This window comes from Actinomadura sp. NBRC 104425 (assembly GCF_030269545.1).
Classification (GTDB): domain Bacteria; phylum Actinomycetota; class Actinomycetes; order Streptosporangiales; family Streptosporangiaceae; genus Spirillospora; species Spirillospora keratinilytica.
Map to the genome: position 1 here is coordinate 498,680 of NZ_BSTN01000002.1, position 13,466 is coordinate 512,145.

11 protein-coding genes are annotated in these 13,466 nt (G+C 73.8%); 8 read left to right on the forward strand and 3 right to left on the reverse strand.

Annotated features, from left to right (window positions below; translation table 11 throughout):
- Nucleotides 1-69: 69 nt before the first annotated feature.
- The 7 genes from QSK22_RS05345 to QSK22_RS05375 all read left to right on the forward strand — a co-directional run bounded on the left by QSK22_RS05345 (nt 70) and on the right by QSK22_RS05375 (nt 8,999).
- Entirely contained in the window at nt 70-1,674 is a 1,605-nt protein-coding gene (locus tag QSK22_RS05345; protein ID WP_285492812.1) for a peptide ABC transporter substrate-binding protein, read from the forward strand.
- A 6-nt stretch (nt 1,675-1,680) separates the two neighbouring features.
- Nucleotides 1,681-2,607: an ABC transporter permease gene (locus QSK22_RS05350; protein ID WP_285492813.1), complete on the forward strand. Its 927-nt coding sequence runs from the start codon at nt 1,681-1,683 to the stop codon at nt 2,605-2,607.
- Nucleotides 2,600-3,574 carry an ABC transporter permease gene (locus QSK22_RS05355; protein ID WP_285492814.1) on the forward strand — a complete coding sequence of 325 codons (975 nt, stop codon included), beginning with the start codon at nt 2,600-2,602 and terminating at the stop codon, nt 3,572-3,574. Before QSK22_RS05350 ends, QSK22_RS05355 begins: the two co-directional genes overlap by 8 nt.
- A gap of 4 nt (nt 3,575-3,578) precedes the next feature.
- Nucleotides 3,579-4,634, forward strand: coding sequence for an ABC transporter ATP-binding protein (locus QSK22_RS05360; RefSeq protein WP_285492815.1), 1,056 nt, complete (start codon nt 3,579-3,581; stop codon nt 4,632-4,634).
- The gene (locus tag QSK22_RS05365; protein ID WP_285492816.1) at nt 4,624-5,649 is read left to right on the forward strand and encodes an ABC transporter ATP-binding protein; all 1,026 of its coding nucleotides are present in this window, start codon (nt 4,624-4,626) and stop codon (nt 5,647-5,649) included. Before QSK22_RS05360 ends, QSK22_RS05365 begins: the two co-directional genes overlap by 11 nt.
- A gap of 62 nt (nt 5,650-5,711) precedes the next feature.
- Nucleotides 5,712-6,578 carry a spermidine synthase gene (locus QSK22_RS05370; protein WP_502872275.1) on the forward strand — a complete coding sequence of 289 codons (867 nt, stop codon included), beginning with the start codon at nt 5,712-5,714 and terminating at the stop codon, nt 6,576-6,578.
- 513 nt (nt 6,579-7,091) lie between these two features.
- Nucleotides 7,092-8,999, forward strand: coding sequence for an ATP-binding SpoIIE family protein phosphatase (locus QSK22_RS05375; protein WP_285492817.1), 1,908 nt, complete (start codon nt 7,092-7,094; stop codon nt 8,997-8,999).
- A 9-nt stretch (nt 9,000-9,008) separates the two neighbouring features.
- On the opposite strand, the gene QSK22_RS05380 is transcribed toward QSK22_RS05375, so the two are convergent.
- Nucleotides 9,009-10,109: a VldE C-terminal domain-containing protein gene (locus tag QSK22_RS05380; protein WP_285492818.1), complete on the reverse strand. Its 1,101-nt coding sequence runs from the start codon at nt 10,107-10,109 to the stop codon at nt 9,009-9,011.
- A 281-nt stretch (nt 10,110-10,390) separates the two neighbouring features.
- Nucleotides 10,391-11,224 carry a DUF4253 domain-containing protein gene (locus QSK22_RS05385; protein WP_285492819.1) on the reverse strand — a complete coding sequence of 278 codons (834 nt, stop codon included), beginning with the start codon at nt 11,222-11,224 and terminating at the stop codon, nt 10,391-10,393.
- A 351-nt stretch (nt 11,225-11,575) separates the two neighbouring features.
- Here QSK22_RS05385 and QSK22_RS05390 point away from each other — a divergent pair, with 351 nt between their 5' ends.
- The gene (locus tag QSK22_RS05390; RefSeq protein ID WP_285492820.1) at nt 11,576-12,457 is read left to right on the forward strand and encodes an alpha/beta hydrolase; all 882 of its coding nucleotides are present in this window, start codon (nt 11,576-11,578) and stop codon (nt 12,455-12,457) included.
- Here QSK22_RS05390 and QSK22_RS05395 read toward each other — a convergent pair.
- A complete protein-coding gene (locus QSK22_RS05395) occupies nt 12,435-13,373 on the reverse strand; it encodes a LysR substrate-binding domain-containing protein (protein WP_285492821.1) in 939 nt (312 codons plus the stop codon). The genes QSK22_RS05390 and QSK22_RS05395 overlap by 23 nt on opposite strands.
- Nucleotides 13,374-13,466 lie beyond the last annotated feature (93 nt).

A 13,466-nucleotide genomic window follows, 5' to 3' on the forward strand; every position in this document is an offset into this window, starting at 1 on the left:
GCGCCCGATCCTGGCGGGGACCATTCCGTGCCGCGCCCGCGCCGGAGGGCGGTGCCCGAGGGGAGGACCATGACCAGTCGCAAGGGGGCGACCCGGCGGGCGGCCGGGTTCTGCGCGGTGCTGATGACACTGGCCGTCGGCACCGCGGCCTGCGGAGGCGACAGCGGATCGAGCGACGGCACGTTCGTCGCCGGCCACCCCGAACCCGACCACCTCATCCCGAGCAACACCACCAGCAGCTACTCCTGGGACGTCACCGACGAACTGTTCGAGAACCTGCTCGGCCTGGACGAGAACGGCAACCTCGTCGAGCAGGCCGCCCAGTCGGTCGAGTCGTCCGACCAGAAGGTCTGGACGATCAGACTGCGCCCCGGGCAGAAGTTCCACAACGGCGAGCCGGTCACCGCCCAGAGCTTCGCCGACGCCTGGAACTACGCCGCCTACGGCCCCCACGGATTCCAGGGCAACGACTACTTCTCCCAGATCCAGGGGTACGCCGACCTCAACCCCGAAGACGACGGCGCCGAGCCCGAGGCCGACAGGCTGTCGGGTGTCAAGGTCGTCGACGACCTGACCCTGCAGGTCACCCTGGACGCCCCGTTCAGCCAGTTCAAACTGCTGCTCACCCACCCCGCCTACGCACCGCTGCCCAAAGTCGCGTTCACCGACATCAAGGCCTTCGACAACAAGCCGATCGGCAACGGGCCGTACATGATGGACGGCTCCTGGGAACGCAACCGGCAGATCAAGCTCAAGGTGTTCCCCGGGTACACCGGCCCGCGCAAGCCCCGCAACAAGGGCGTCACCTGGAAGAGCTACGCCAGCGCCGACACCGCCTACACCGACCTGCGCGCGGGCCGCATCGACGTGATGCAGTCGATCCCCGCGGCCAAGGTGTCCGAGGCGCGGCGGATCCTCGGCGACCGGGTGCTGCCCCGCCGGACCGGCACGTTCGACTATTTGGGCTTCCCGGTGTTCGACAAGCGGTTCGCCGATCCCGACCTGCGCCGCGCGATCTCCATGGCGATCGACCGCAACGGCATCAACAAGGCGGTCTTCGACGGCACCTACACCGTGGCCGACTCGCTGCTGCCGCCGCTGATCAAGGGCCACCGCAAGGGCGCCTGCGGCGAGCTGTGCACCTACAACCCCGCCAAGGCCAAGCAGCTGTTCGACAAGGCGGGCGGTTTCTCCGGGACGCTGGAGCTGTACTTCTCCAACGCCCAGCCCAGCTACGAGCAGTGGATGCAGATCGTCGCCAACCAGCTCAAGCAGAACCTCGGCATCCAGGACATCCAGTTCCGCAAGATCCCGGTGTCGGACTACCTGTCGATGCTGCGCGCCCGCGAGGAGAAGGGCCCGTACCGGCAGAACTGGGAGGCCGACTACCCCAGCGCGCAGAACTACCTGGAGCCGCAGTTCCACTCCGCCAAGAACCGCATGGGCTGGACCAGCAGGGAGTTCGACGACCTGATCGCCAAGGGCAACGCCGCCCCGACCGAGCAGGCGGCGATCGGCTACTACAACCAGGCCGAGGACGTGGCGCTGCGCGAGGCGCCGATGGTCCCGCTGTGGGTCTGGCAGGGCTTCGGCGGCAGGTCCGACAAGGTGGCCGACGTCACCATCACCCCCTACGCCACGGGCCTGGTCGCCCACGAAGTGACGGTGAAGTAGCCGGGCATGTGGCGCTATGTCGCGCGGCGGGTGCTGCAGGCGGTCCCGGTCTTCCTGGGCACCACGTTCCTGATCTACGCCATGGTGTTCGCCCTGCCCGGCGACCCGATCCAGGCGCTGGCCGGGGAGAAGCCCCTGGCCCCGTCGGTGGTGCACGCGCTGCGGGAGCGCTACAACCTCGACGACCCGCTGCTCGTGCAGTACGCCAAGTACCTGGGCGGGCTGCTGCGGGGCGACCTCGGCGAGACCTTCGACGGGCAGGACGTCGCCGGCGTGCTGGCGGGCCGCTGGACGGTCACCGCGCAGCTCGCCCTCACCGCATGGCTGTTCGAGCTGGTCGTCGGGATCGCGCTCGGGGTGTGGGCCGGACTGCGGCGCGGGCGGCTGGCCGACACGCTCGTGCTGGGCGGCACCACCCTGGTCATCGCCGTGCCGGTGTTCGTCCTCGGCTACACCGCGCAGATCGTCCTCGGCCTGAACCTCGGGTGGTTCCCCACGGCGGGCACCGACGACGGGTGGCCGATGAGCTACGTGCTGCCGGGGCTGGTGCTCGGGTCGCTGGGCCTGTCGTACGTGGCGCGGCTGACCCGCACCAGCCTGGCCGAGAACCTGCGCGCCGACTACGTGCGCACCGCCCGCGCCAAGGGGCTGACCAAGGCGCGTGTCGTGGGACGGCACACGCTGCGCAACTCGCTGATCCCCGTGGTGACCTACCTCGGCGTCGACTTCGGCTCGCTGATGGGCGGCGCCATCGTCACCGAGGGCATCTTCAACCTGCCCGGCATCGGGCAGCAGGTGTTCGAGTCGATCCAGCTCAAGGAGGGGCCGGTGGTCGTCGGCGCGGTCACCCTGCTGGTGCTGATCTTCCTGGCCGTCAACCTGCTGGTGGACCTGCTGTACGGGCTGCTGGACCCGAGGATCCGCTATGACTGACAAGATCGCAGACCCGGAGGGCGCGCCGCCCGAGCCGGGGGCGCCCGACGCGCCGGACGCGGGCGCGGTCGTCCCCGGCACGCCGGCGGCGGTCGCCGCCCAGGCCGGCGGCCCGGTCGCGGGGGCTTCGCTGTGGCAGGACGCCTGGCACGACCTGCGGCGCCGCCGGCTGTTCTGGGCGTCGGCGGCGATCCTGCTGCTGGTGGGCGCCATGGCGGCGGCGCCGGGGCTGTTCACCGACCGCGGCAAGAACGAGGACTGCGACCCGAACGCCGCCAAGCTGCCGCCGGGCGGCGGGCACCTGTTCGGCACCGACGTGTCGGGCTGCGACTACTTCGCCCATGTCGTCCACGGCGCCCGCCCGACCCTGCTGATCGGTGTGGCGGTGACGGCGTTCGCGCTGGTCATCGCCGTGGTGTTCGGGATGCTGGCGGGCTACTACGGCGGCGTGCTGGACGCCCTGATCGCCCGCGTCACCGACGTGTTCTTCGGGCTGCCGTTCGTGCTCGGCGCCACGGTGATCCTGGTGGCCTTCCCCGGCCACGGCATCGGCGCGATGACGCTGGTGCTGGTGCTGCTCGGCTGGACCACCATGATCCGCATCATGCGGGCGCAGGTGATCGCGGTGCGGGACGCCGACTACGTGCAGGCGGCGCGGCTGCTCGGCGCCTCCGACCTGCGGATCATGCGCCGGCACATCCTGCCCAATGCGATCGCCCCGGTGGTCGTGGTGGCCACCCTCAACGTCGGCAACGTGATCGCGGGGGAGGCGACGCTGGACTTCCTCGGCGTGGGCCTGCAGTACCCGCAGGTGTCGTGGGGTTTGCAGCTCAACCAGGCGCAGTCCTACTTCGTCGACCACCCGCATCTGCTGATCTTCCCCGCGGTGTTCCTGTCGGCGACCGTGCTGAGCTTCCTGATGCTCGGCGATGCCGTCCGCGACGCCCTCGACCCCAGGCTGCGGTGACAAGGTGACCGAAGTACCCGAGGCGACCGGCCCGGCGCAGGCCGCCGGGCCGCAGCAGGCCGCACCGGAACGGGCGGCCGCGCTGCTGGAAGTGACGGACCTGAGCGTGGAGTTCGCCGTCCGCGGGCAGACGGTGCGGGCCGTCAACGGCCTGTCGTACACCCTCGGCGAGGGCGAGACCGTGGCGATCCTGGGCGAGTCCGGCTCGGGCAAGAGCGTGGCCGCGCAGGCCGTCATGGGCATCCTGGACACCCCGCCGGCCCGGATCACCGGCGGGTCGGTGCGGCTGCGCGGCGAGGAGCTGCTCGGCCTGCCCGAGCGGCGCCGCCGCGCCTACCGGGGCGCCCGCATCTCCATGATCTTCCAGGACGCGCTGACCGCGCTGAACCCGGTGTTCACCGTCGGCGACCAGCTGGCGGAGATGTTCCAGGTGCACCGGGGGATGAAGCGCCGCGAGGCCAGGGCGCGGGCGGTGGAGCTGATGGAGCGGGTGCGCATCCCGGCCGCCCGCACCCGGCTGGGCGACCATCCGCACCAGTTCTCCGGCGGCATGCGCCAGCGCATCATGATCGCCATGGCGCTGGCGCTGGAACCGGACGTGCTGATCGCCGACGAGCCCACCACGGCGCTCGACGTGACCGTCCAGGCGCAGATCATGCGGCTGCTGGCCGAACTGCGGGACGAGCTGCGCATGGGCATGGTGCTCATCACCCACGACCTGGGGGTGGTGGCCGGCATCGCCGACCGGATCGCGGTGATGTACGCCGGGTCGGTGGTCGAGCAGGCCGCGGCCCGGGAGCTGTACGCGCGGCCGGCCCACCCGTACACGGCCGGGCTGCTGGCGTCGGTGCCGCGCCTGGACCGCAAGGGCGCGCCGCTCGTCCCGATCAAGGGCGCGCCGCCGGACCCGGCCGCGCTGCCGCCGGGCTGCCCGTTCCATCCGCGCTGCCCGCGCGCCGAGGCGGTGTGCGCGGCGGAGCGCCCGCCCGTGGTGGAGGTCGGCGGGCCGGGGCACACCGCCGCCTGCCACTTCGCCGGGGAGGTGCGCGGTGCCCGGTAGCGAGGATGCTCCGATCCTGCAGGTGGAGGGGCTGGTCAAGCACTATCCCGTCACGCAGGGCGTGCTGTTCAAACGGACCGTGGGGCGGGTGAAGGCGGTCGACGGCGTGGACCTGGAACTGCGGCGGGGCGAGACGCTCGGCGTCGTCGGCGAGTCGGGGTGCGGCAAGTCGACGCTGGCCAGGCTGCTGCTGGCGGCCGAGCGCCCCACGGCCGGGACGGTGCGGTTCGACGGACGCGACGTGTTCGCACTGCCGCGCCGCGAGCTGCGGGCGCTGCGCCGCCGCATCCAGATGGTGCTGCAGGACCCGTACTCGTCCCTCAACCCCCGCATGACCGTCGGCGACATCGTGGGGGAGCCGTTCGAGATCCACCCGGAGGCGGCGCCCAAGGGGGAGCGGCGGGCGCGGGTCCGGGAGCTGCTGGAGCTCGTCGGCCTCGACCCCGGGCACGTCAACCGCTACCCGCACCAGTTCTCCGGCGGGCAGCGCCAGCGCATCGGCATCGCCCGCGCGCTGGCGCTGCGGCCGGAGGTGATCGTGTGCGACGAGCCGGTGTCGGCGCTGGACGTGTCGGTGCAGGCGCAGGTGATGAACCTGCTGGCCGAGCTGCAGCGCGAGCTGGGCCTGGCGTACGTGTTCATCGCGCACGACCTGGCCGCCGTCCGGCACATCTCGGACCGGATCGCGGTCATGTACCTCGGGAAGATCGTCGAGACGGGGGACGAGGCGCGGATCTACGAGCATCCCGCGCACCCCTACACGCAGGCGCTGCTGTCGGCCGCGCCCGTCCCGGACCCGGAGGCGCCCGGCGGGTGGGCCGGTGGCGTCGCGCTGGAGGGCGAGCCGCCGTCGCCGATCGACCCGCCCTCCGGCTGCCGGTTCCGCACCCGCTGCTGGAAGGCCGCCGACGTGTGCGCCGAGCGCGAGCCGGACCTGCGGGTGCGGGACGGCTCGGCGCACCCCAGCGCGTGCCACTTCCCGGCGGAGGCCGCAAAGGACGCGGCGGAGGGATAGCGGCGGTGCGGTCGTCGCCGATGGGCGTCCAGGCGGCCGGCGGCGGTCCGTAGAGTGGGCCCATGGGGCGCAGGTCGAGAGGCGGAGCGGGGCCGAGGTCCGGCGTGTTCGAGGTCGCCGGGGGCGAGGCGGAACTGCTCCGCGACGCCGACCGCGACGGCGGCTGGATGCTGCTGATCGGCGGCGTGCCCCAGTCGTACGTCGACCTGACCGACCCCACCTACCTGGACTTCGAGTACATGCGGCTGATGGGCGACGTGGTCGACCTGATGGCCATGGAGGGCCAGGCCCTGGACGCGGTGCACATCGGCGGCGCCGCGTGCACGCTGCCCCGGTACCTGGCGGCCACCCGCCCCGGGTCGCGCCAGGTGGTGTTCGAGCCGGACGGGCCGCTGGTGCGGCTGGTGCGCGAGCGGCTGCCGGTCAAGAACGTCCCCGGGCTGAAGATCCGCATCGTGGACGGCCGCGCGGGGACGGCGGCGCTGGCCGACGACGCCGACGACCTGCTGGTGGTGGACGCGTTCGCCGAGGCGTCCATGCCGGTCGAGCTGGCGACCCTCGAGTTCACCCGGGACGCGGCGCGGGTGCTGCGGCCCGGCGGCGTGCTGCTGATGAACGTGGCCGACGGGTTCCGCCTGGCCTACGCCAGGCGGGTGGTGGCCACGGTGCGGTCGGTGTTCGAGCATGTGCTGCTGCTGGGGGAGCCGGGGGTGCTGCGGGGGCGCCGGTTCGGAAACCTGGTCGTCGCGGCGTCCCAGCGGCCGCTTCCGGTCGACGGGCTGACCCGGCGCGCCGCCGGCGGCGCGGTCCGGGCGCGGCTGATGACCGGCGGCGACCTGGCCGGATTCGCCGCCGGGGCCCGTCCCATCGAGGACGGGGAGCACGTCAGCGCGCCCGTCCCGCCCGACCAGGTGTTCGGCCGCCCCTAGGAGCCGCCGCCGGGTCGGGGCGGCCGGGGAACGGTACGCCCGGCGATTCCCGTCGTCTGCGATGACGTCGCAGCCGACGACTTATGCGAACGACTCGCGTTCTCCCGAATGGAGTTCGACGTGCACATCGTCATCGTTCCGCGCGCCGGGCGACTTCGTTTGACCAGGCGATGTGCGCGCCGAGTTCGCCGATCTCGGCGGGCGGGAAGGCGCGCGTGCGGGACGATCGGCGCCGCGGGCCTGCGCCCGTGCAAACGCACATGCACCCCGGCGAGGGCCGATCAAACGGGCGTCGCGCGGCCTCCTCGCGTTGTGCGGCCGCGGCGTGTTGCATGGGTGTTGCATGCGTGCGGTGCATCTTGTCGGCTATCTCCAGCATCCCGTCGAAAAATGTCCCATAATCGAGCGATGCAGTCCTCCACCCGAATACTGCTAGTCGGTCTGGATTCTTCGGGGAAAATAGTTCAGTTCGATCGCAACGCCGCGGCGGTTCTCGGCGGGGGCCCGGACGGCATGCCGGTGACGGCCCTCGGCGACGTGATCGTCGGTGCGGAGGGGGACGCGCCGGACCGCCTGCTGGCCGCGGTGCGGGAGGGCCGCGAACGCACCGCCATGGTCGTGCTCGGCACCGCCGACGGCGCCCGGCACGACGCCGTCGTCACCGTCCACCCGATGTCCGGGGACCTGCCCGGCCTGGCGGCGCTGGCCGTCATCCGCGTGCCCGTGCCCGTCGCCGACCGCTACCTGGACCCGGCGGTGGTCCGCCGCGCCCTGCTGGAGGACGCCCTCCCGCGCATCGGCGCCACCCTCGACCTCGACCAGCTCGCCCGCGGCCTGATGGACGTGGTGGTGCCGCACTTCTGCACCGTCGGCGGCCTGCTGCTGCGGGAGAGCGTCGCCGACCCCGACGAACCCGGCGGCGAGACCGGCGACCCGCCGCTGCTGCGCCGCATGGCGGTCGGCTTCGAGGACGGCGACCCGATGTGGGCCGGCACGTTCCCCACCGGCGAGACCGTCCCCTGCCCGCCCGGCACGCCGTACCGGCGGTGCCTGGACACCGCCTCGCCCGTGCTGGCCGAGTTCGGCGCCGACCGCGTCGCACGCATCTCCGAGGCGTGGCACCGGGCGCCCGTGGCGGAAGTGCTCGACGGGGCGTCCATGCTGCTGCTGCCGATCGTGTCGGACGGGGCGGCGCTCGGCTTCTTCGTGTGCCTGCGCGGCGCGGCGCACCGCCCGTTCGACGCCTATGACGTCGATATCGGCATGGAGTTCGCCGCCCGCGCCGCCATCCTCATCGAGAGCGCCCGCCGCTACTCGCGCGAGCGCGCCACCGCCCTCACCCTGCAGCGCAGCCTGCTGCCCACCGGCCTGTCGGCGCCGTCCACGGTGCAGGTGCACCACCGCTACCTGCCGGGCAGCAGCCTCATCGAGATCGGCGGCGACTGGTACGAGTCGATCGCACTGCCCGGCGCCCGCGTCGCCCTGGTCGTCGGCGACGTCGCCGGGCACGGCGTGCGCGCGGCCGTGACGATGGGGCGGCTGCGCACCGCCCTGCACACCCTGGCCGGGCTGGACCTGCCCCCGGCCGAGGCCCTGGAGCGCCTCGACTCGCTCATGGGCTCGCTCGGCGAACGCGAACCGCACTTCGCCACCTGCGCGTACGCCGTCTACGACGCCGTCACCGGGCGGTGCGAGGTCGCCAGCGCCGGGCACCTGCCGCCGCTGCTCGTCCCGCCCGGCGGACCCGCCTCCTACCTGGACGTGCGGCCCGCCCCGCCGCTCGGGGTCGGCGCCGGCACCATCGTCAGCCGCGAGTTCGCCGTCGAGGACGGCACCCTGCTCGTGCTGTACACCGACGGGCTGGTGGAGAACCGCACCCGCGACATCGACGACGGGCTGGCGCGGCTGCGCGCGGTGTTCGGCCCCGGCGCGCGCGGCCGGTCCCTGGAGGCCCTGTGCCAGGCCGGTCTGGACGGCGTGTACGACGACCGGCACCGCGACGACATCGCCATGCTCGTCGCGCGGCTGCGGCGCATCCCCGCCGACGACCACGTCTCCTGGGAACTGCCCGGCGACCCGGCCGCGATCCGCCGCGCCCGCGGCCTGGTCCGCGACCGCCTGCACCGCTGGGGCCTGGCCGAGCTGGCCGACTCGACCGTGCTGCTGGCCTCCGAGCTGGTCACCAACGCGGTCCGGCACGCGGGCGGCCGGATCACGCTGCGGCTGGTCCGCGAGGGCGGGCTGGTGTGCGAGGTGTTCGACTCCTCCGACGCCCGGCCCCGCGTCAACCGCCACGCCGGCGACGCGCTGCTCGACGCCGAGTCCGGCCGGGGCCTGCACGTCGTCGGCCGCATCGCCCGCCGCTGGGGCGTGCGCCGCACGCCCGCCGGCAAGGTCGTCTGGGCCGAGCAGGAGCTGTGAGCGCCGCGGTCAGCGCAGCACGGAGATGTGCACGTGGTCGTAGTGGTTCTGGGTGATGCTGCCGCGGTCCTCCATGCGGCGCCAGCCGGGGAAGCGCACGTTCCAGATGTGCTGCTTCCAGATGACGTAGGAGACGCCGAGACGGCGGGCGTTGGCGACGGCGTACGCGGCGACCTGGTCGCCGTGCCGCTGCGCCGACGCGCTCGGCATGCGGCCGATCGGGCCCTCCATGAAGTCGCAGGCCCGCCCGACGGCGTGGTCCTGCGCGTCGGCGCCGCCGCGGTAGCAGCCGATGGTGGGGAACGGGCCGAAGATCTGGTCGATCTCCATCACCAGGTCGCGCATGGTCGCGGTCATCAGGTTGCCGGCGACGGTGCTGCGGGAGCCGGTCACCCCGTCCGGCCGCCCCGTGACGCGCGGGCCCGACTGCTTGGGCGCCTTGTTCGCCTTGGCGGCCGACGCGCGGGGCCGCGGATCGTCCTGCAGCACCGCGACGCGGGTGCCGGACGGCAGCACCTTCTTCAGCCGCTTGGCCAGCGTCGCGGCGGAGGTCTTGCCGGCGGCGGCGACCACCAGGGCGTTGCCCTGCGGCATGCCCAGGGCGCGGGCCTGCGCGTGCGACACCACCGCGTCCACGTTCTGGATGCCCAGCGACGCGTACGCTGCGACCCGCAGGTCGCCGGGGGCGGCGGCGCTGCCCGCCGGCACGACTCCGCCGAGCGGCACCGACCCGTCGCGGCTCAGGTCGAATGACACCGCCAGGCCGCCGGCCGCCACGCTCCGCCACAGCGCGTCCGACTCGGCCGACTGCCGCGGGGTGAACGCGCGGAAGCCCGACGGGTCGACGCCCAGCAGCCCGACGCGCCGTCCCGCCACCTGCGCCTGGGCCGCGTCCACGACCGTCAGGCCCGCGACGCCCTCGAGCCGGCGTGCGCGTTCGACCGCGTCGGTCGGCAGCGCGGTGTCGGCCGCGACCAGCAGGCCGGGGGTGAGCAGCTTGGTGAGCGGCGCGACGGCCGGTGTCGCCGTGCCGGTGTCGATGGAGACCAGACGGCCGGTTCCCCCCGTGCCGCCGGAGTCGTGCAGTGCACCGGACGCGACGACCGCCACGTCCGCGACCAGGGTGGCGGCGGCCGCGGTGGCGATGACCGCGGGGAGAACCCGGTGGCGTGCGGCCGCGCGCCGTTGAGTGCCGGACCTGACTGACCCCCGTGTCCGCACTGGTTTCCCTTCCGAGCGTGCTCTGCGGAACTGCATGGCGGCGGAGCGAGGGCGGGCTCGGCTCCGGTGGGCATGTGGTCCGCATAGTAAACAGACGCGGCCGCGCCGGACCAGTGTCCGGCCCCGCGTGGGACCGGTCCACCAGGGTGCCGGACCGTGTCAGTTCGGGATCAGTCCCACCAGAACGACCACCAGGTCTTGCCGCGGATCTCCTCGGCGTACCCGGCCAGCGTCCCCGGGCCCTGGAACAGGATGTCGGGGCAGAACGCCCAGTGCTCGGCGGCCACGTGCAGGGCGTGCCGGGTGGTGACGGGCGGCGCGGCCACGCTCAGCTCCAGGGTGTTGAAGCCGAGGCCGACGACGCGGGCGCCGAACCGGTCCTCCCACCCGCGCACCACGGCGGCCAGCGGCGCGGTCCACTCGTTGTGGTTCAGCGCGCCCTGCCAGCCCACCGCGGCCAGCGCGTCGGCGCCGCGGTCCACCGCGACCAGGCCGAGCGACAGGCCCCGCGCGGCCAGCGAGCGGGCGTTGCGGTCGGCGACGGCGCCGGGGTCGTCCAGCAGCCGCGCGGGCGGCGCCGTGCCGGGGCAGTGCGCGCCGAACGGGGCCAGGTCCTCCAGGTCCTCCTCGGTGGCCTGCTCCACCCAGTCGGACCACACCTCGTACATGAAGGCGTCGGGGGCGTAGTTGGCGATCTCCTCGACCGGTTCGGGGGCGATCTGCCCCGCCGCCCACGGCTGCGCGGACTCGTCCAGCAGCAGCGGCCACAGGCCCGAGACGGGATGCTCGGCGCGCAGCCGCGCCCACAGCTCGCCGGACACCGGGTCGTCGCTCACCCAGAACGCGGGACGCCGGACGATCTGCCGCTGCGGGTAGCCGGGGTCCGGCCACACCAGGTCGCCGTCGGGCAGCGGCGTGGACAGCGACCGTTCGACGCTCGGGTCGGCGAACAGCTGCGCCAGGCCGCCCGGCAGCTGGTGCCGGAGTTCGTCGAGGTCATCCATGTCACGCCGTTCCAGTACAGGTCATGCCAACGGGGGATCTTGGCACTCCGTGGAATGTTAACGGCGTCCGCGGCGGTCGGGGGACGGGCCCGCCGAACCGATGCGGCCCGGTGACCGCCGGTCCGGCGGCGGCCGCCGCGCGGCACGCGCCGCCCGGCGCCGCGGCAGGCGCCGGCCGGCATGCGGGGGCACCGCGGCGGCGTCAAGGCTCATCTTTCCGGACGAGCCTGTCGTTGTGCGACTCCCTTTCGCGCGGGGAGGGGGCCGGCGGGCCGGGAGCTGCCCGGTTCGTTATAGCGGACGTCCGGAACGGTATTTGCGTGCGTCGGCCGGGCGGCGGAGGGTGGGGGCATGACCGTGTCGCTGGAGGACTGGCCGGGGCGGGAGCTGTCCGACGAGGAGCTCGACGTCGCCTACAACGTGCGCCGCAAGGCGGGGGAGGACGAGTTCGCGCGCCTCATGGCCCGCTACCGCCGGATGTCGGACGAGGCCGTCGACGGGCTGCCCGGGCATCCGGGCGTCGTGTACGACGAGACCAGCGGTGAGCGCCTCGACGTCTGGGGCACCGGACCGGAGCGCAGGCCGGTGTTCGTGTTCGTCCACGGCGGCTACTGGCGGGCGCTGTCGCGGCACGACTCGGCGTTCATGGCGCGGATGCTGTGGGAGCAGGGCGTCGCGACCGTCGTGCCCGACTACACGCTGGCGCCCGCGGCGACGCTGGAGGAGATCGTCCGGCAGGTGCGGGCGGCGGTCGCCTGGGTGCACCGCGAGGGTGCGGGCCACGGGCTCGACCCGGAGCGCATCGTGGTGGGCGGCAGCTCGGCGGGCGGGCACCTGACCGGGATGCTCATGGTGGACGGCTGGCAGGAGGCGTTCGGGCTGCCTCCGGACGCGGTCAAGGCGGCCATGCCGTTCAGCGGGCTGTTCGACATCCGGCCCCTGGTGCGCGTCTACGTCAACGAGTGGCTCGGCCTGGACGTGCCGCGGGCGGCCCGGCTCAGCCCCGCGCTGCTGCCGGCGCGGCGGCGCTGCCCGGCGGTGGTGGCGGTGGCCGAGGACGACGGCACCGGGTTCGTCGAGCAGTCGCGCGCGTTCCACCGGCACTGGGGCGAGGCGGCCGAACTGCTGGTCGTGCCGGGGCGCAACCACTTCGACGTGGTGCTGGACCTGGCCGACGCCGGCTCGGCGGCGAGCCGGGCGCTGCTCGGGCTCATCGCCCGAACCGGCCGGTGAGCGCGGCCGCCTCCCGCCGGAGGTGGTCGAGCATCAGCCGCGCCGAGGGCGTCAGCGGGCGCCCGTCCGGCAGCGTCACGCCGACCTGGCGGCGCACCGGCTCCAGCGGCACGGGCAGCGGGGCGATCTCCCCGTCGGTCGCCGCCACCAGCTCGGGCAGCGCCGCGATCATGTCGGTGTCGCGGACCAGGGTGCGCACGGTGAGGATCGACGTGCACTCCACCAGGTCGGACGGCGGCGGCAGGCCCTCGTCGCGGAACACCTGCTCCAGCTCCCGGCGCAGCGCGGTCTGCTCCAGGGGCAGCACCCACGGGTAGTCCAGCAGGTCGCGCAGGGCGAGGCCGCGGCGCCGCCGGGCGGGGTGGCCGCGCCGGGCGACCAGGCGGACCGGCTCGCCGTACAGGGTGATCTGCCGCAGCCCGCGCAGGTCGCCGATCGGGTTGAGGCGACCCACGATCATGTCCAGCTCGCCGTCCAGCAGGCGCGGCGCCTGGGCGTCGAACGTTGCCTCCCGCACGATCACGGTGATGCCGGGGCGGTCGCGCTTCAGCGCGGCGATGGCGCGCGGCAGCAGCACGTTGGACCCGGCGAGCAGGGTGCCGATGGTGACCGTGCCGGCCCGCGCGTCGGCCAGCTCGGCGATGCGCTCCCCGGCGCGGCGCAGCTCGGCCAGCACGGCGCGGGCGTGCTCGACGAACGCCTCGCCGAACACGGTGGGCGTCACCCCGCGCGGCCCCCGGGTGAACAGCTCCACGCCGAGCAGGTCCTCGACCTCGCGCAGGCTGCGGGTCGCCGCGGGCTGCGCCAGCCGCAGGTGCCGGGCGGCGCGCAGCACGCTGCCGTGGTCGGCGACCGCCACCACCAAGACCAGATGCCGCAGTTTCAGCCGCCCGTTGAGCAGGTCGATCGGCCGCATGCCGCCCTCCTATCACCGTCCCGTGATAGCCGCGAAGGCAAAGAGTATTTGTCAGGTATATCTGGCGGGGCGCATCATCGCAGTCGTCCGGCC